Origin of the sequence: Chryseobacterium sp. S0630, assembly GCF_024158915.1 — a bacterium.
In the GTDB taxonomy this organism is placed as follows: Bacteria; Bacteroidota; Bacteroidia; order Flavobacteriales; family Weeksellaceae; genus Chryseobacterium.
Window position 1 is genome coordinate 30,442 of sequence record NZ_JAMZGF010000039.1, and the last position, 18,979, is coordinate 49,420.

Annotated in this window: 14 protein-coding genes; 12 read left to right on the forward strand and 2 right to left on the reverse strand. The window is 34.6% G+C overall.

Annotation, left to right across the window (positions count from 1 at the left end):
• Positions 1-12 precede the first annotated feature (12 nt).
• The 11 genes from NK356_RS16295 to NK356_RS16345 all read left to right on the forward strand — a co-directional run bounded on the left by NK356_RS16295 (position 13) and on the right by NK356_RS16345 (position 13,604).
• The gene (locus NK356_RS16295) at positions 13-210 is read left to right on the forward strand and encodes a hypothetical protein (RefSeq protein ID WP_253317467.1); all 198 of its coding nucleotides are present in this window, start codon (positions 13-15) and stop codon (positions 208-210) included.
• Between the two features lie 117 nt (positions 211-327).
• Complete coding sequence (locus NK356_RS16300) at positions 328-879, forward strand: YMGG-like glycine zipper-containing protein (RefSeq protein WP_034694911.1); 552 nt, start codon at positions 328-330, stop codon at positions 877-879.
• Between the two features lie 57 nt (positions 880-936).
• Positions 937-2,571 (forward strand): hypothetical protein, encoded by a 1,635-nt coding sequence (locus NK356_RS16305; protein WP_253317468.1) that lies wholly within the window; start codon positions 937-939, stop codon positions 2,569-2,571.
• Positions 2,572-2,621: 50 nt separating this feature from the next.
• Positions 2,622-3,692 carry a chorismate synthase gene (gene aroC, locus NK356_RS16310; protein WP_034694909.1) on the forward strand — a complete coding sequence of 357 codons (1,071 nt, stop codon included), beginning with the start codon at positions 2,622-2,624 and terminating at the stop codon, positions 3,690-3,692.
• A 17-nt stretch (positions 3,693-3,709) separates the two neighbouring features.
• Positions 3,710-4,273 carry a thioredoxin family protein gene (locus NK356_RS16315; RefSeq protein ID WP_253317469.1) on the forward strand — a complete coding sequence of 188 codons (564 nt, stop codon included), beginning with the start codon at positions 3,710-3,712 and terminating at the stop codon, positions 4,271-4,273.
• A gap of 9 nt (positions 4,274-4,282) precedes the next feature.
• Positions 4,283-4,822, forward strand: coding sequence for a TlpA disulfide reductase family protein (locus NK356_RS16320; protein WP_034694906.1), 540 nt, complete (start codon positions 4,283-4,285; stop codon positions 4,820-4,822).
• Between the two features lie 83 nt (positions 4,823-4,905).
• Positions 4,906-5,247, forward strand: coding sequence for a YkvA family protein (locus tag NK356_RS16325; RefSeq protein WP_034694904.1), 342 nt, complete (start codon positions 4,906-4,908; stop codon positions 5,245-5,247).
• Positions 5,248-5,476: 229 nt separating this feature from the next.
• Positions 5,477-8,047, forward strand: coding sequence for a peptidoglycan DD-metalloendopeptidase family protein (locus NK356_RS16330; RefSeq protein ID WP_253317470.1), 2,571 nt, complete (start codon positions 5,477-5,479; stop codon positions 8,045-8,047).
• Positions 8,028-9,053: a hypothetical protein gene (locus NK356_RS16335; RefSeq protein WP_253317471.1), complete on the forward strand. Its 1,026-nt coding sequence runs from the start codon at positions 8,028-8,030 to the stop codon at positions 9,051-9,053. Before NK356_RS16330 ends, NK356_RS16335 begins: the two co-directional genes overlap by 20 nt.
• Before the next feature lie 295 nt (positions 9,054-9,348).
• On the forward strand, positions 9,349-10,728 hold the full coding sequence (gene pyrF, locus NK356_RS16340; protein WP_034694901.1) for an orotidine-5'-phosphate decarboxylase: 1,380 nt from the start codon (positions 9,349-9,351) through the stop codon (positions 10,726-10,728).
• Positions 10,729-10,781: 53 nt separating this feature from the next.
• Entirely contained in the window at positions 10,782-13,604 is a 2,823-nt protein-coding gene (locus NK356_RS16345; protein WP_253317472.1) for an aminopeptidase, read from the forward strand.
• Positions 13,605-13,663: 59 nt separating this feature from the next.
• Here NK356_RS16345 and NK356_RS16350 read toward each other — a convergent pair whose 3' ends face one another.
• Positions 13,664-14,473, reverse strand: a complete 810-nt coding sequence (locus NK356_RS16350) for a T9SS type A sorting domain-containing protein (protein ID WP_034694899.1) — start codon at positions 14,471-14,473, stop codon at positions 13,664-13,666.
• A 157-nt stretch (positions 14,474-14,630) separates the two neighbouring features.
• Positions 14,631-15,500 carry a T9SS type A sorting domain-containing protein gene (locus tag NK356_RS16355; RefSeq protein ID WP_051934289.1) on the reverse strand — a complete coding sequence of 290 codons (870 nt, stop codon included), beginning with the start codon at positions 15,498-15,500 and terminating at the stop codon, positions 14,631-14,633.
• Positions 15,501-15,655: 155 nt separating this feature from the next.
• Here NK356_RS16355 and NK356_RS16360 point away from each other — a divergent pair, with 155 nt between their 5' ends.
• Positions 15,656-18,883, forward strand: a complete 3,228-nt coding sequence (locus tag NK356_RS16360; protein ID WP_081906417.1) for a hypothetical protein — start codon at positions 15,656-15,658, stop codon at positions 18,881-18,883.
• Positions 18,884-18,979 lie beyond the last annotated feature (96 nt).

Below are 18,979 nucleotides of genomic sequence, written 5' to 3' on the forward strand. Positions count from 1 at the left end.
TACTCAACTTATATGAATTTAATAAAAACTATCAATGAAATAAAATTTACAAATACTTTTAAAAACAAACAGAGAACAGGGAATATTCAGCTAACATTTAATTCAATTTATTTTATTTTCACCTATGAAAGCATATCATTAAAAAAAGCTGCCTTTATTCTTAAACCTTCGGAATGTACCATCAACAGTATAAAACTGATCATCTTTTAAAATTAACTCTCTTTTTAATTATCACTTTTAACACTTATTAACTAAAATTTGGCTTCATAATTGAAAATAGAATTAAAATCAAAGTCATTTTGGCTTTATCGTATTAAAATTTGAATTATGAGAAAGATAGTATTAGCAGGTTTTTTATCCGTCTTTTTAATGACGGCCTGCAAGAAAGATGACAGCGTTGCTGAAAAATCATTGGAAGCACAGAAACTTGAATTTCAGGCCAGACAACTTGAAATAGAAAAACAAAAGCTGGCTATTGAAAAGGAAAAAATGGTATATGAAGCTCAAAAAAAAGCAGATAGTGTATCAGAAAGCAAAAAAGCGAGAGCTGCTGCTGAAAATAATTCAAAACCACAGGTGATCAGAGAAACACGAACAGTATATAGAGACCGAAATTCAAATTCTGGCTCAGGAAGTAGCAACGGAAGTTATGCCAATAACGGAAGTGGGACTTCACAGGGAACTACTCAGAAAAAAGGATGGAGTAAAGCTGCCAAAGGAACCGTCATTGGTACTGTAGGTGGAGCTGCTGCCGGAGCACTAATCGCTAAGAAAAACAGAGGATTAGGTGCTGTAATTGGTGGTGTTGTAGGTGGTGCAACCGGATATACCATTGGTAGATCACAGGATAGAAAAGACGGAAGGGTACAACCCCGTTAATAAATATTTTTAATGATAAAATATAAAGATTGCTTACTTTTAAGCAATCTTTTTTTTATGATATTGATTCTGTTTTCTTCCATTTTCATCATACCTGTCCTGATGGGCTGGGGAAAGATCATGGAAAATATGTGGGGAATTTTATTTCAGGGAATCTCTGGAAAAATTTTATCCGGAATCCTTGGAATAAGCCTGATATGGACAATTATTTCTTTTTTCATTCCCTTAAATATCAATGTGGAAGCACCTTCAATACTATTGGGATTATTTTCTTTCTTTAAAAATAAACTTTACCAGGAATTCCATCAATTTTCAAAGAAGGATTTTATAGTATTAAGTGTAAGTTCTCTGACTGTTATATTCGCCGGTTCTTTCTATCCTTATATATTGGATCATTTCGGGTATTATATTCCTACATTGAAATGGCTTACAGAATATGGACTTATAAAAGGCATCTCGAATGTAGACCTCACCTTAGGACAAATGTCTGTCTGGCATATTTTTCAGGCAGGGTTTTCCAATTTCTCAGACCCATTTTTAAGAATCAATTCTATACTGCTTATCATCTACGGCATGTATAGTATTGAAAGAAAAAACTGGATCCATCTTTGTTTTCTGCCGATATTACTACTGTTTTCCCAGTCTCCAAGCCCGGACCTTCCTGTTATTATCTTTTCATTGATTATTTTAAATGAAGTTATAGCCGGAAACAGAAATACCACGCTCCTATTTGCGTATTCAGTTTTTGTCTTTACGATAAAACCTACGATGATATGGCTGCCCATACTGGTTTTCTTAAGTTCTGTTTTTATTTTCAGAAGTCACTTTAAACAACTTCTTTTAGGGAGTTCAATACTATTTTTATTCTTCGTTAAAAATATCTGGACATTCGGATATCCGGTTTTTCCGATAGCAATAGGTGATATAGGAGTATCCTGGAAGCCTGATCCGGAGATTTTAAAAATTTCTTCACAATTTGCCATCATGAAAACCTATGATATGCAGTATACCTATGAGGAAATTCAAAAATTCTCGACTGCAGATTATATCAAAAACTGGTTTTCTCTGGAAGGGATCAAATCCAAAATTAATATTCTCTTTGTTCTGAGCTTAATTATTTTCATAGTATTCGCCTGGATAAAAAAGAAAAAACTTATCACTCTGATCTGCATTTCATTGTTGATAAAAAGTATAGTAGTTCTTGCATTTTCAGCCCAGTACAGGTTTTTTACGGATGTCTTTTTCGTGGTATTCTTTATTTTATTTTATGAATATTTTGATCAGAAGAAATCCATTATTGTCTTTTCAGCACTCAGCTTATTTTTTATTTCAATATTATCTTTTCCGGGAATTATTCAAAAATATATTCCAAGTTTCCGGGTGGGAAGTTTTATGACCGGATTTGAAAAAGAGCAGATATACAAGCCTTCAACCTATGAATATCAGCAGTATAACTCATTTAAGGTAGGAAATTTAAAGTTTAATGTTTCTCACCATTATCCCTATAGTTTTGATACTCCACTTCCGGCAATTACTCCGGCTTATCTTTTTGATGATGTGAAGGCAGGTATTTTTCCACAGCTTTCGGACAAAAATGACATCAAAAAAGGGTTTATCCCGAAAAAAATGACCTCAGAAGAAAAAGAGGAAGCCCAAAAGGTTATCAATAATATCAAAAACACTGATAAATAGAACAAATCCAGAAACTTTATTATCTGAAGAAAAAAAGGTAATTTTGTATCATGTTCAACACATTAGGTAATCTTCTTAGTCTTACAACATTTGGAGAAAGTCACGGAGTGGCTTATGGCGGTATCATCAATAATTTTCCGGCTGGTTTAGCGGTAGATCTCGATAAAGTTCAGTACGAACTGAACCGAAGAAAACCCGGCCAGTCAGCAATCGTTACACAAAGAAAAGAAAGCGACACAGTAAAGTTTCTTTCCGGAATCTTTGATGGCAAAACAACAGGTACGCCCATTGGTTTTATCATTGAAAACGAAAATCAGAAATCGAAAGATTATGACCATATCGCAGGAGCCTATCGCCCAAGTCATGCTGATTTTACTTATGATCAGAAATTTGGTTTCAGAGACCACCGTGGTGGTGGAAAATCTTCTGCAAGAGAAACCATGAACTGGGTAGTTGCCGGAGCACTTGCCAAACAACTTTTACCCAATATTGAGATCAACGCTTACGTATCTTCCGTAGGTGATATTTTCTGTGAAAAACCTTATCAGGCATTAGACTTTTCTCAAACAGAAAGCAATGATGTGCGTTGTCCGGATGCTGAAACGGCAGAAAAGATGATTGCAAGAATCAAAGAGATCAAAAAAGAAGGGAATACCATCGGAGGAACCATCACCTGTGTGATTAAAAATGTTCCTGTGGGAATTGGTGAACCCATCTTCTCAAAACTTCAGGCTGAGCTGGCAAAAGCTATGCTGAATATCAATGCCTGCAAAGGTTTTGAATATGGAAGCGGTTTCTGCGGAGCTAAAATGACAGGAAAAGAGCACAATGATGCCTTCAATACAGATTTTACGACAAAATCTAACCTTTCCGGAGGTATTCAGGGTGGAATTTCTAACGGAATGGATATTTATTTCCGTGTAGCATTCAAACCTGTAGCTACTATTCTGAGACCACAGGATAGTATTGATAAAGACGGAAATCCTGTCATCGTAGAAGGAAAAGGGCGTCACGATCCTTGTGTAGTTCCAAGAGCTGTTCCGGTAGTGGAAGGCCTTGCTGCATTTGTACTGGCAGACCTGTTTTTGATCAATAAAACAAGAAACATCAATAATTTTTAACATAAATATTTTTGGTAATGAAAAATTACTGGGATCAAGGAATTTCGTTTGAAGAATATCTTCAGATTGCAAAAGAAAGATTAGAGAATCCTGCCAACCAACAGGAAGCTGACTATAAACAATATTATGAGCTGGGACTTCACAGAATGGACAGAACGGTAAAAAAATACGTTCCGGATGAAGATCAGCTGAAAGAACTTGCTGCCAAAAATTTTGACGGAAAGATTTTAATTATTTCTGAAGCATGGTGCGGAGATGCAAGCGCAACAGTACCTGCTCTTTTCAGATTTTTTGAAGGGCATAATGAAGTAAGAGTTTTCCTTAGAGACAGTGATAAAAGCTTAATCAATCAGTTTTTGACCAATGGTACGGAATCTATTCCTAAAGTAATTATCCTTGATAAAGATCTGAATGTAAAAAATTCATGGGGCCCACGTCCCAAATATGGATACGAACTCCTGATGAAATATAAAGCCGATCCTGAAGCCTATCCAAAAGATACTTTCTATAATGATCTGCAGATATATTATGCCAAAAACAGAGGAAAAGATGCTGTTCAGGAAATTTTGGATCTTCTATAAAAAAGAGATATGAAAAAAAGTGTCATTTATCTTGTAATTATTGTCATTATTGCTGGTGTTGCTTTTATACCAGGAGTAAGAAACTTTCTAAAGGATACATTCTTTCCGGTAGCCACTATAGAAAATGCAGTTCATATCAGTGAAGAGGATTATGATATAGAACTTAAAGGAATTAATGCACCAAGCACTAATCTTAAAAACTTTAAGGACAAAGGTATTTTCCTTAACTTCTGGGGAACATGGTGCCCGCCTTGTAGAAAAGAATGGCCTTCTATTCAGAAACTGTATGATACCAGAAAAGATCATGTAGATTTTGTTTTGATTGCCATGAATGATAAGGAAGAGGATGTAAGAAAGTTTTTGAAAGAAAATAACTATACCGTTCCTGTATATATTGCTCAAAGTCCAATTTCTGAGAAAATTCTTCCAAAGGTATTTCCTACCACTTTCCTACTGGATAAGCATGGAAGAATCCTTATTAAAGAGGATGCTACAAAAGACTGGAACACAGAGACTGTGCATCAGTTCATTGACAATATTATCAAGTAATATTTTAACTAAATTTTATAATTTGTTGGTACAGGATTTGCGAAATTTATAGCATTGAAAAATTTATTAAATCCAAACACAAAATGAAATATTCAAAATTAAATCTTGCAAAAGAAGCCATCAATCATAAGGGCTTTATCAAAAAGATCCCTGATATTTTCAGAATGGTCAAAATGTGGAGAAAAGGAATTTATCCAATGAAATCCATAGACATTATTCTTCCTTTACTGGGAATTTTATATGTACTCTCTCCTATTGACCTCCTTCCTGAATTTGTGATACCGGTTCTGGGAGTTATGGATGACCTGGCAGTATTGTCGCTTACCATTCCTAAACTCATCAAAGAGGTTGACAAATTTTTATTGTGGGAAGCCCAGCAAAAATATAGCGGCGCTCAAGTCATTGATGCTGAAATCGTAAAATAACAGTTTATTATATTTTTCACACCATCCTGTTCCATCCGGGGTGGTTTTTTTATATCACTACATCATTTCTTTTTTTATTTTTGTTTTTGAACCAACACAAAAACACAATGAAAAAAAATGTAATCCAATATGGAGGTATAATCCTTCATCCTCTCCTGCAATCTGCTCTGAAAAGTAATATCTGTCAAAATAGTTTCCAGCCGGAAGTTATTTATAAATTATATTAGCCATGGCAGGAAATATTACTGGAGATCAAAATCCTCAGGTAGGAAAAACATATTCCTACGAAGTAAAACCTTCTATCCTTTCATTTGGACTCAAAGGTGAATATGAATGGTATATTTACAAGAAACAAAAAACCGGACTATGGAAAGATATTACCGTTAAGCCAAAAACCGGTCAAAAAGTAACTTACAAATTTGGAGAAATAGCACTGGGAATAGAATTTCAAATGGAAGTCTATGAAACTAAAAAAGGAATTTTACCCGGGCTTCCTAATTCCAAAGAGCTGGCAGGTACTCTTCCCATTATCCCTACCAGAAACAAGGTTCCAAAAATAGATAAAGTAGTACTTTTTAACAGAGGAGCAAAAGATATCAATAAAGCCAGTTACCGCGATATTCTGATTGCGCAGGCTCACTGCATCGCCATGTTTAATAAAGAGATAGAATTCCATCTTTGGGAAGATGATGCTCCGGGAAAAGGACATAATCCTGTTATTAACAAAAATAACCGACATACATGCAGCTACAAAGCGAGAGTGAATGCAAATGGTATTGCAGAAGTACAAATACCGCTGATGTCGGATGAAAAAATTCTTCGTCAGATTGCCAATCAGTTTATGATGAAAGATGACAAAGATGAAGGAGTTAATCAAGAGTATTATATTACCGCAACGTATTCAGGGGAGATTCAGGGGTCCAGCCAAGTGAACGTAGATGTAACCAATCCAGATTATAAAGGCCAAAATCAACCCAAACCTAAGCCACAGCCTGAGAAACATACGCCAAAATTTCCGGTCAGACAAGGAGGTGTTCCGAAACAGCCTGATCCTAATGGTAATATTATAGAAGCTGTTTTCATTGATAATACAGGAAAAGAGCTGTCCAAAGTAGCCGTTGGTGATAAAGTAAGGGTAAGAATTCACTCCAAGAATATGATGGGAAAGCACATTCAATATGTCATCTGGGAATCTGACTCAGTATTCCACGATGAAGTCTACCGAAGTAGAATGATTAAAATTCCTGCCGATGTATATGACACTTCAGGATTTATCATTACTAAAGATATTTTTGAAAAAGGAATAGACTCTCGTATCGGTGATCTGGATTCATATAAACAAAACTATTTTATAGAAATTATCTCCAAGTATCTTTCTGCGGAATCTCAGAAATTTGGGGTAAATTCGGAAGGTTTGGTAGAAGTGGAGAAGGTGAAGAGTGCGGTAGGGGTGGAAAAGACACAACCTTCTAATAAATCAAAAGATGAAAAAGTGTGTGAATGTGAAGCAAGAGTAAGAGCATTTATCAGAATGTTACGAGTAAAAGAAGGTACAGATACAGAAAGAGGTTACACTACTCAATATAGTGGAAAACAGTTCTCAGATTTAAGCAAGCATCCTGAAGAAGTAATTACATCTGGCAAATATTCATCTTCAGCTGCAGGTGCATATCAAATAATGACAGATACATGGAAAAATTTAACAGGACATTATCAGGACAAAAATAAAAATTGGAATTATTCTGAAAAGTTGGACTATTCAAAAAAATATAATATCACTAGCTTTAATCAAGAATCTCAAGATAAATTCTGCTTAGTAATTATGAAGCACAATTACATCCAAGACCGCTCAGATAGTTTCTATAATCCTGTCGTGTGGAAAGATAAAAAAAAGAAGATTCGTGATACAGTAAAAGAAGAAAAATTAAAAGAATGGAGAAAAAGATTTAAAGGAAAACAAGGAGATATCATCCAAATGATTATTGATTATGATATCAAAAAAGCTGCTCTTATTTCTAGCTTATGCTGGGCAAGTTTGCCAGACTCGCCTTATGGACAACAAAGTCCGTCATATACTTTTGATATGGTAAAGACCATTTACGAGAAAAACCTTAAAGAAGAATTAATTGAACCAAGTAAAGAACTACATTTAAAAAAAGGGTTTTTAAAAGAATTTGGATATGGATGTTGTGAATCGAATGATAATAAAGAACCTCAATCCAAAAATGAATGTCCAGAAGATTGTTCACAATGTTTTGATTATGCTGATGTATGGGAAAATCCCGAGATAAGTTCAGATAATGGAGGAAAAAATAATAATAGATTTGGATATAATTCTGAAAGAGGGCATAAAGGGATAGATATTCTTTCAGGTCCAACATATAAAGATGTACATTCTCTAATGTGTGGCGAAGTTACAGCTGTAGTAAATACTTTTAAAACGAACGAATATAGGTATAAAAGTTTAGGTAATACTTTAATGATAAAATCTAAAGACAAAGATGGGAAAACTGTATTTATCTTATATTGTCATCTTAATAAAATATATGTTAAAAAAGGGGAAAAAGTAAAACATGGCCAAAAAGTAGCCCAATCAGGATCGACAGGAAATGCTTCAAGCAGTGAATTTCCAAATGGAGTAAAAGGCTCGGGAATTAACAAAAAATACTGGCATTGCCACATTGAGGCAGCAACAAAAGGTGATGGTTTCAATAATTTCCGTGACCTAGGTTCATACAGAGTAAAAGCAGAAGATTATATGAAAACAAAATTTGATAAAAATGGTAACCCGATTAAATAGTATAGTAACAATAATAAGTTTTTTATTTCTATTAGTATCATGTAGAAATGATGCAAAAGAAAAAAATATAACGACAAAAGTTATTAATAAAGAAATCACTCAGATTGATTTTCTTAATAAGAAATATTTCAAAAGATATTCGATGTCTGTTGATGAATCAACACCAGCTGACCATCCTCATTACAATTATTTAGATTGTGAAAAAGAAGGTTATTTCTCTGTTCATTTCATTCCAAAAGATAAAACGCTTATTTCTTTTTGGAAAGATCAATATTTCAAGGAAAATAAATATGAATATGATGATTGGGAAACTGAAAATAAAATTGTTTCTAAGCTTTTGAATGGCAATTATGACTTATATAATATTTTTTGTTTTCAAATAACAAAAAAGTACTTAGATACATCTTCTGGTTGCACAGAAGAAAGTATTAATATAAAAAAAGAAAGTATTGCTGACTTATACCTTTATAATTTAAAGACAAAGAAATGGGATTTTTTAAAAAAACTAAAAGTATCAATTTTACCACCTTTTGCAGATAATAATTTTTTCATAAAAAACTTTCCGGATCTTACTCATCAAACTGAAAATCAACCATCAACAGTAGTAAAAGAATCAGATTCTATAACGATTACCCAATCTTCTATTTGGGCAACAGACTGTAAAGCTGATAAATTCATTAGTATTAAAACAAACATTAACAATATACAGTTTACAATACCTGGCAGATTTTCAATGAATGCTCAATTAAAAAAAGTGAGTAATAATAAATATGAATTTTACTTTACTGACTTTCCTTCAATTATCCCACTTCCAGATGAAATGCAGAATTGGGATAATTTAGATCATAAAAAAGCAGTTGGCCATTTTGAAATAATTGATGATTCTAAGATAATTTTAACATGGTCTGGTTTTTATGATAAGACTGCAAAGAAAAATATACAAACTAAAAACCCTTTTAATAATTTAAATAATAGCCCTGCAAGTCTTATCAGATGTTCTGAGTAATTACAACACAAAGTATTATAGGATGTTGTCATATTAATGTAAATAAATATAAACTTAATTCTAATGGAAATTGGGATATTTCTTCAGAACAGAAAGAATTAAAAAATAAATAAAAGCACAAAAGAAAAAGTAAAATTAAATAATAGGGATTAGAAAGAAAAAACATTCCCTCCAATAAAAATGTACAATTTCACACCATCCTGGTCCATCCGGGGTGGTTTTTTATTGACAAATGAGCGATAAATTTTTAAGCCTTATTTCAATTCCTTAAATTTGCAATATCTAATAAAAAATAATGGAAAGTAAAAAAGAATTCTTCTTAGAGTGCTACAAACTAGGAATCATTAAATTCGGAAGGTTTACCCTGAAAAGTGGTATTGAAAGTCCTTTTTATGTAGACTTGAGACCTTTGGCTTCAGATCCTAAAATTTTAAAAAATCTTGCTAATTATTTACTGGAAATGCTTCCATTAGATAATTTTGATTTAATCTGTGGAGTTCCTTATGCTGCTCTTCCAATGGCGACTGCAATGTCTCTGGAAAGCTATATTCCATTAATTATTAAAAGAAAAGAAGCGAAAAGCTACGGTACAAAGAAGCTGATTGAAGGAATTTACCAGAAAGGACAAAACTGTCTTTTGGTAGAGGATGTGATCACTTCTGGAAAATCTTTGCTGGAAACTATTCCTGAAATAGAACAGGAAGATCTTAAAGTTTCTGACATTGTGGTGGTACTTGACAGAGAACAGGGAGGAAAACAATTATTGGAAAGTAAAGGCTACAGAGTACATACACTTTTCAATATTTCGGAAGTATGCAATATTCTTCAGGAAACCGGAGAATTGTCTGATGAAGAGGTAAAAAGAATTCAGGATTTCCTTCAAGGGAATCACATTCAGTTTGAAGAAGAAACAAGATCTTCTTATGAGCAGAAACTTCAGTCAACACAACATTCCGTTTCAAAAAAATTACTGGAAACTGCTTTAGCAAAAAAATCAAACCTTATTGCTTCTGCTGATGTTACAACCACTCAGGAGCTATTGGAACTTGCTGAAAAAGTAGGCCCACATATTATTGCTTTAAAAACTCATATCGATATTATCTCTGATTTCGAATATGAAAAAACAATTACTCCTCTGAAAGCAATCGCTGCAAAACACCAGTTCTTACTGATGGAAGACAGAAAATTTGCTGATATCGGAAATACACAGGAACTTCAGTTTACAAGCGGAGTTTTCAAAATTACAGATTGGGCTGATTTTGTAACGTCTCAGGTGATCGGAGGTTTTGAATCATTAGACTGTTTCAAAAATGTAGGAGTGGTAGCCATCGTCGGAATGTCTTCAAAAGGTGCTTTAACCACAGCAAGCTATCGTGAAGAAGCTTTAAAAGTAGCTTTATCTCACCCTAACGTTATTGGTGGTGTATCTCAGAATAAAATTCCTGAGGATCTGTTATTATTCACTCCGGGAGTAAACCTTGCAGATTCAGGAGATGGTAAAGGACAGCAGTACAACACACCGGAACATGTTTTTAAAACACTTCATACAGACTTTATTATCGTAGGAAGAGGAATCTACAAATCCAATGATCCTGAAGCATCAGCAATCACTTATAAAACAGAGGGATGGAATGCTTATATTAATTCTTTGGAAAAAAAAGCAATTCAGGGTTAAAATCCTATAAAGTATATACAAAATAAGTTATATTTGGGCTTTATCACGAATATTTGAAAAAGATCAGCCTTTGCCTTATTTTGTTATGTGGAGTTGTACAGGTTTCTGCACAGACAGACAGTATATACATTGAAACAAAACTGTCTCCTGACAAAAAGAACCTTGATGTCCGCCAGGAAATTGTTTATTACAATCACTCCGGAAAAGACCTTCAAACCGTAAAACTCCTGAATTGGGTTTCCGCGTACAATAAACGGGGAACTTCTTTAGTCTACAGAAAACTGGAAGACCGAAATAATGATTTGCATTTTGCAAAAAATGATCAATTGGGGAAACTTCTTGAACTGAATATTAAAAATTCTGACAATGAAGCTCTTCCCATCAATACACTCTCAGATGAAAATCTTTTTATTCCTCTGAAAAATGTATTAAAACCTGGCGAAAGCGTCACTTTACAGTTGCAGTACAGGATGCAGCTTCCCGATAAAAATTTTACGGGATACGGAACATCCGCTCAGAATACTGTATTAAAATATTTCTTTATTGTTCCGGATCATTTTGATCCGGACAATATTTCCAAAAGAAACTACCACGATATTGAGGAACAGGTAAGTTTTAATACTTTCTGGACCATCAATTTTGACATCCCTGTCAATAGTTTTGTTGAAGGTAATCTTCCGCAGGTTCAGATGAATTCATTTAAGGGATATCTTGATTCAGACCCTGAGTTTTTGATTTCTCCAACAGAGTTTCAATCCATCAAAACCAATGTTGATGGAGATGAAATCGAAATCAAATTTGGATATAATCTTAAACCGGAAGAAAAACAAAACCTTGAGTTTTATCTTCCTTTACAATTAAAATTCATTAAGGAACGCATCGGATTTCTTCCGAAAAGCATTTTTATTTCAGATAAATTCAGAGCTAAAGAAGACTTTTTCGGAAATAATGATATTACTTTCTGGAAGTTTAAATTCCGTCTGTTTACCGATACAGAAAAGACTGATCTGGATTATTTTGGAATCATTGCCAAGAAAATTCTTGATGAAGGCGTGATTGCGGATAAAGAAAAAGATCACTGGTTTAAAAATGGTTTAAAATCTTATCTTGAAATTCAGTATCTCAAAAAATTCTATGGTGATACGAAACTTTTAGGTACACTTCCTGAGACCAGAATCTTTGGGCTTAAACCTTTAAAGTTATTCCATGCATCCAAAGTAAAACTTCTGGATCGCTATGGACTTTCATACCAGTATATCATGCTGCAAAACCTTGATCAGAAGATCGATGAACATTTCCCTGTTTTGAGTAATTTCAATGATATGGCTATCAGCAGTTTTGAAACGGGAAGTCTTTTCAACTACTCGGCAGACAAAATGGGATATGACCAATTCAATGGGATTCTAAAAAATTATATTTCTCAGAATTCCGGAAAAAAAATTAACCCTGATGAGTTTCTGGCTTCTCTTTCTGAAAACAATAAATCAACAGCCTATCTTTCTGACTTTTTTAAACAGAAAAACAGGGTTGATTTTAAATTAAAAAATATCAGAAAGGAAAATGATTCACTACAAATAAAAATTGTTAGGAATACCGATATTTCCATTCCGGTAAAACTGGAAACAGAAACCAAAGAAGGAGAAAAGAAGGCTTACTGGATAGATACCGAAGAAAATGAACGTACTACCAGTCTATCTCTTCCTGCATCAGAAAATATTTACAAAGTCACCTTAAATAGTGGCTATACTTTCCCTGAATCCAATTACAGAGATAATTTCTTATATGCGAAAGGACTGTTTTCCAATGCAAAAAAAATTAAACTTAAACTAATAAAAGATATTCCCAATCCGGAATACAATGAAATTTACATCAGCCCAAGAGTGCGTTTCAACAATACGTATGATAAATTTCTTTTGGGAGCCAATTTTAAAAATCAGTCTTTCTTTGATCAGAAATTCCTGTATTCAGTAACTCCAACTTATAGTACAGGAACAGGCAAACTGACCGGTTCAGGAGCTGTCTCCTATTCTATTCTGCCTGCAGAAAGTATTATCCGAAGTCTGACATTTGGACTTTCAGGCTCTTATTTCCATTATGATTATGATCTTGCCTACAGAAAAACCTCAATATCATCGTCCATTAACTTCAGAAAGAACCCAAGAAGTACAGTAAGCAGAGGCCTTGGAATTTCCTATAATTATTTTGAAAGGGATCTGAGTCCTAAAATGATCGCCAATAATGACTACCAAAAATATAACCTCTGGAGTATCGGATATGGTTATAGCGATAGCCAGATGATTCATGAAAAAAGCTTCAGCTTAAGCACCCAGGGAATGGAAGATTTCAATAAAATAACAGCTGAAGGTTTCTACAGATGGGAATTTGCTCCTAAACAAAAACTGAGCTTACGTTTATTTGCCGGATACTTCTTAAGAAACAATACCCGAAATAACCTTTTCGATTATGGAATTTCAAGGGTTTCCAATTATTCATTCTCCTATACCCTTTTGGGAGAAAGTGCCAGCAGTGGCCTTCTTTCTCAGCAATTTATATTAGCTGATGGTGGTTTTAAATCTTTTCTTCCGGGAACAGTGAACCAATGGATCACTTCTGCCAATGTAGATTCAAGTGTCTGGAAAATATTCCACGTATACGCAGATGCCGGAGTTTATAAAAACAAAGATCTTCCTGCCAAATTCATCTGGGACACCGGAGTTAAAGTAAGAATCATTCCAGATTTTCTGGAAGTTTATTTCCCGATACAGTCTTCTTTAGGATTTGAACCTTCATTCAAAGATTATGGAAAGCGTATCAGATACACTTTAATTCTTAATCTCGGATCAATTATTAATGCAGCAAGAAGAGGCTGGTATTAAGATTCTGAAAAATAAAAAATAAGGACAGCCTGTTATCGGTTGTCCTTTCTTATTTAAAACTAATCTTTTATAATTTTCTGCGAGATAGGAATATTGTTAATCGTTCCTGTAACAATATAAGTTCCTTTTGGAAGCTCTGCGATATCAAGAGTTGAGGCCAGTTTAGTCGGTGATTTTTTAACAACCTGCCTGAATGTATCATACACTTTCACATCTTTCACCTCAGTTCCGAACACTACTTTACTGTCTTTTATAAAAGGATTCTGCACAAAGCCAGATTTCACGCTGCCTTCAAGAGAAAAGTCTGTCATATTATCATTACTGCCTACCAAAGTTCTTTTGATAGCTGTAGTTGTAGTGGGAGAAGGAGCTGGTCCATCTCCTTTAAACTGATCTGCATTGGATCCGTACCCTACAAAATCCAGTACATTGGATGCAGAAGGTCCTGCCACCTGAACTATATTTCCGGCTAAAGCTACTTTTCCTGATACACTGGAGATTTTCAGTCCGGAAGATGGATTAGGCGTTCCGTCAAAATTAGTTATTGTGGTGGCAATAAAATCTGGTGTTGGTAGATTTTCAACACCTCCTTCAATTGCTGATTCCTGAATTAAATAGGTTTCGTCCGGTCCTAAAGTAAAATCCGGCAGCGTATGATATTCTGTAAAAGCACCTATTGCCGGTGCATATTGAATACTTGCTCCCGTCAAGGAAACTAAATTAGTTCCGATATTTTTAAGGACGATATAATTATTCTTCAGTACAGCCCCTGAGTTGGCATTACCTCCATAGATTTCATTGATCACAATCTGGGCATTGGAAAAAGAAGTTAAGAATACAAATCCAACAAGAGTAAAGATTTTTTTCATCGTAATAATTTTAAGAAATGGAATAAAAATAAAACATCAAAAACAATACCACCAAATTAAGAAATATATGGAATACAAAAATCTAAAAATCAGTAAACAATCACAAAAAAACAGCCGCTTCGTTGAAGCGGCTGTTTATATTTTTATTTAAAAAAGATTAGTCTTTAAGTACTTTCTGAGAAACCGGCTGGTTATTTACTGTACCTGTAACGATATAGTTTCCTTTTGCCAATTCAGCAACACTTACAGATTCGTTTTGTCTTACTGAAGCTTCTTTTACAAGTTGTCCGAACATATTGAAAACTTTCACGTCTTTTACATCAGCTCCAAAAATGATCTCATTATTTTTAACGAAAGAGTTTTTTACAAAGTTTCCTGACTTTGTGTTTTTAGCATCAATAACCGCTAAAGAAGCAGTAGACGAAGTAATTGTCAAAGAAATATCATCTATTCTCCAGTTGGCAGTACCAAGAGATGGAGTTCCTGTACCAGGGCTATCACTTCCATAAATTCTTAAGGTAACCGGAGCTGATTCTGCCCCTACTAAATTAGATCCTGAAAAAGCGATGTTATTCAATGTCCATGTACTATTATTGTTAACAATTACAGTACCTATCGCTGTTGCATAGTTATCAATACTGGAATATACAGTAATTTTTCCAGGTCCTGTAGAAGTTCCTCTGGATCCTAAGTTTAAAGAATTTAAAGTTACTTTATTACCGGCAACAGGAGTAACAGTTACACTAAAATAAGTACTTGTAGCAGTTGAAAGAACCTCTTTAAAAGCTGCAGCACCAAAATTGCTGGATCCACTTGCCCCCGTATATCCTGAAGACACAGATGAAGTAGTAATTAAATTAGTAGTACCATTATTATTTCCCTGAGTTGCTGCAAATGCTACACTTGAAATATTAGCATTTGTACCAGAAATAGGATTTACAGAACTCCCATCCCAAAGGTAAGTTGTTTGTGCAAAAGCAACTGCGCTCATCACAACTGTTGCAAAAAGAGAATAAAGTTTTTTCATGATTTAATTTTTTTGTTGTTAATAATTTTCTTTCCGTAACAAAACTACATTCTAATTTTTTTTTGGGGACAATAAAGAGGTTAAGTTTTTGTTAATTATAGTTGACCTCTTAATGTTAACATTTTTTAATTATTTTTACGAATTATTTTTAAAAGTTGCGGAATTTTGTCATTCTATTCGTTTTGTTCTTCTTAGGCATATTTTCAGGAAATGCTCAGGTCTTTTCGTGGAAAAATCCCAACGTCCCGGAAGACAGCATCAAAAGAGACAGTATTCTTGCAGCAAAGCTGGAACAGGACATCTTTGCAAAGGACACTCTTGATTTCATAAGAACGCATAATAAGATCATTATTGATGAAGCAGTATTGGCCAAGAATGATAAAAAAAGATTCTTAGGAGAACTTAATTCAAAAGGTTCTATTATCCGAGGGATTACTTTTGGTAATAATCAGGGGCAATCTGTACAGAGTTCTATGGATCTTCAGATTTCGGGACGGTTATCAAAAGATGTGACTATTTTAGCGAGTATTTCAGATCACAACCTCCCTATTCAGGCTGATGGTTATACCCAGACTTTAGAGGAGTTTGACAAAATTTATATGCAGCTTAATATTAAAGATAAGTCTATCCTCAGGGCGGGACATCTTGATCTTGTAGAAGCTAAGAATTATTTTGCCAAATACCAGAGAAGAAGTATGGGACTTCAGTTCCAGACAGAATTCGGTAAAGAGAATAAGACCTTCGTAGATATCTCCGCAGGGGTTGCCCGAAGTGAATTCCACAGAATACGTTTTCAGGGGGTTGAAGGTAACCAGGGACCTTACCGTCTGACTGGTAAGAACGGAGAACAATTTATCACGCTGATCTCGGGTTCTGAACAGGTTTTCATTGATGGAATTTTAATGAAGCGTGGTGAAAACCAGGATTATATTATCAATTACAATACAGGTGAAGTTACCTTTACCAGTTTCCGTCCTATTTTCCAGCAGAATTTCATTACCATTTCTTATAACTACGCCAACAGAAATTATTCAAGGTATTTGTTTACAGGGAAGCTTGAGCATCAGAGAGAGAAATTCAAAGTAGGATTAAACTGGTTTATGGAAAATGACAACAAAAATGCACCTCTTTCTCTAAACCTTTCTAAAGAAGATGAACAAATTCTTGCCGAAGCTGGAAATAATCCTGATCTGATGTATGCACCTTCAGGAGTGATAACGGAATATGATGTCAATAAAATTTTATACAAATTAAGTCCCGCAGGAAATTTCTATGAATATTCTACAGATTCAGGTTTAACGCTTTATCAGGTTTCTTTTACCTATTTCGGAGTTAATCAGGGAGACTATAAAATAGCACAGACCACTAACAACGGACGTGTTTTTGAATATGTGGGCCCTAATGCCGGAGATTACAGAGCCGTAAGAAAACTACCTTCGCCACAGAAATCGCAGGTATACTCTCTGAACTCTGAATATCTTTTAAATGAAGGAAAAATAGGAGCTGACATATCTCTGAGTAATTATGATGTCAATTTATTTTCATCAAAAGATTCTGATCAGAACATGGGGTATGCATGGCGTATTTTTGGAAATAAAAGCTTCACAAAGAACACATGGAGAGGAACTCCAAGCTTTGAATATCAATATATAGACAGACAGTTTCATATTCTTGATCGTATCAATGATGTGGAATTCTCCAGAGACTTCAACCTTACACAGGAATTCAATAAAAAGACCCAGAACAGATTTACCTTCAGCTTCCTTAATAAATGGAATAATAAATCTACGCTGAATTACCGCATCAATTATCTGAATGAACAGGATTCCTACAAAGGGATTAAAAATGACCTTGACTTCGGCTGGCTGACGGGAAAATTCTTTACGAAAGGAAATCTATCTTATCTGAGTACCAATGCTACTCTTCAGGATACGAAGTTCATCCGTGGTGGAGTTTCAACAGAGTTTACAGGTAAAAAAGGAAGCTGGGCCATTGGTGGAAGCATGGAGCATAACGAGAAAAAGTACAATGATACTCAGCTTTTGGATGTCACAAGTTTCAGCTGGAAAGAAATCTTCTTGCAAAAGAAAATCGGTGACAGTACAAGAACCAAATTATTGGCGAAAGTATATATGAGAGATAATGACTCAGTACGTGATAACAGACTTCAGAATATGAACAATATTTTGGGGATCATGGCTGAAAGTCAGATTATCAAGACCGAAAGAACTAGTTTAAATGCTCTGATTCACTACCGAAAATTCTTCTATGCAGGTGCAGAAGGTGAAGTAACCCGTAATAATGATTTTGTTGTTGGAAACATCTTATACAACCAACAGCTGTTCAGAAATGGTATGCGTCTTCAGGCTTTCTATGAATTGGGGAACGGACAGGAAGCCCAGAGAGAATTCCAGTATATCAAAGTAACAGATGGACAGGGTGTTTATAAATGGACCGATTATAACGGAGACGGTGTTCAGCAGCTGGACGAATTTGAAATCGCTGAGTATTCAGATCTTGCCCAATACATCCGTGTATATACTAATTCTGTAAGATATATTCCGTCCAATAAAAATAAATTGCAGTTGGCTCTATTTGTCAATCCGGCCATTGTTTTCAACTCTGAAAATGGATTTTTAAAACGTTGGAATTTCAATATTTCATTAAATTCTCAAAACTCATTCTACAAAAAGGAAAAAGTACTTGTTCTGAATCCTTTTGAAAAGAACAGTGATCAGATCCTTAAAAATCAGAACATTCTTGCTTCCGTGCAATTTAATCCAACCGATAAATCAGGCTGGAACGGAAATTACAGATTCATCACCAATGATAATCTCATCAATGCCAATTTCAGTAATGAAGAACGTGAACAGACTTCTCATTTTCTGAATATAGGGTATTGGTTCAATAAAGAGTTCAGAGTGGATTGGGAAAACTCGGTGCACGATATTCAAAACTCTTCACAATTATTTAAAACCAGAGATTATCGTCTCAATAATTTTGAAACCAAGCCAAAAGCAACTTACAAATTTACAGATGCTATCCAGGCTGAATTATCTTCTGCTTTCCGTCAGAAACAAAGATTGGATGGCGAAGAACTTCTTAAAGCATTTGATGTTACGGGAACAATTCAGTGGGAGCGAAGAAAAACGTCTATCCGTGGAAACTTCTCATTCATCAGTAACAACTTTACAGGAAACAATTTCAGTATTGTAGGAAACCAGATGCTGGATGGGCTTAAACCTGGAAAAAACCAGGTATGGAGTGTGTTTATTCAACAGGCTATCAACTCGTTTATCCAGCTGAATCTTAATTACGAAGGAAGAAATTCCGGTGACAGAACTATTCATATCGGAAGTATGCAGGTAAAAGCAAGTTTCTAATAATGACGTTATTTTTTACAATAAAAAAGAAGCCGTCTCATTTTCCTTGAGGCGGTTTTTGTTTATAAACTACCCATATTATTTTTTTAGGATGAT

Coding starts and splice junctions, on each gene's coding strand:
- NK356_RS16295 (WP_253317467.1), top strand. CDS start 13: ATGAATTTAATAAAAACTATCAATGAAATAAAATTTACAAATACTTTT.
- NK356_RS16300 (WP_034694911.1), top strand. CDS start 328: ATGAGAAAGATAGTATTAGCAGGTTTTTTATCCGTCTTTTTAATGACG.
- NK356_RS16305 (WP_253317468.1), top strand. CDS start 937: ATGATATTGATTCTGTTTTCTTCCATTTTCATCATACCTGTCCTGATG.
- aroC (WP_034694909.1), top strand. CDS start 2,622: ATGTTCAACACATTAGGTAATCTTCTTAGTCTTACAACATTTGGAGAA.
- NK356_RS16315 (WP_253317469.1), top strand. CDS start 3,710: ATGAAAAATTACTGGGATCAAGGAATTTCGTTTGAAGAATATCTTCAG.
- NK356_RS16320 (WP_034694906.1), top strand. CDS start 4,283: ATGAAAAAAAGTGTCATTTATCTTGTAATTATTGTCATTATTGCTGGT.
- NK356_RS16325 (WP_034694904.1), top strand. CDS start 4,906: ATGAAATATTCAAAATTAAATCTTGCAAAAGAAGCCATCAATCATAAG.
- NK356_RS16330 (WP_253317470.1), top strand. CDS start 5,477: ATGGCAGGAAATATTACTGGAGATCAAAATCCTCAGGTAGGAAAAACA.
- NK356_RS16335 (WP_253317471.1), top strand. CDS start 8,028: ATGGTAACCCGATTAAATAGTATAGTAACAATAATAAGTTTTTTATTT.
- pyrF (WP_034694901.1), top strand. CDS start 9,349: ATGGAAAGTAAAAAAGAATTCTTCTTAGAGTGCTACAAACTAGGAATC.
- NK356_RS16350 (WP_034694899.1), bottom strand. CDS start 14,473: ATGAAAAAAATCTTTACTCTTGTTGGATTTGTATTCTTAACTTCTTTT.
- NK356_RS16355 (WP_051934289.1), bottom strand. CDS start 15,500: ATGAAAAAACTTTATTCTCTTTTTGCAACAGTTGTGATGAGCGCAGTT.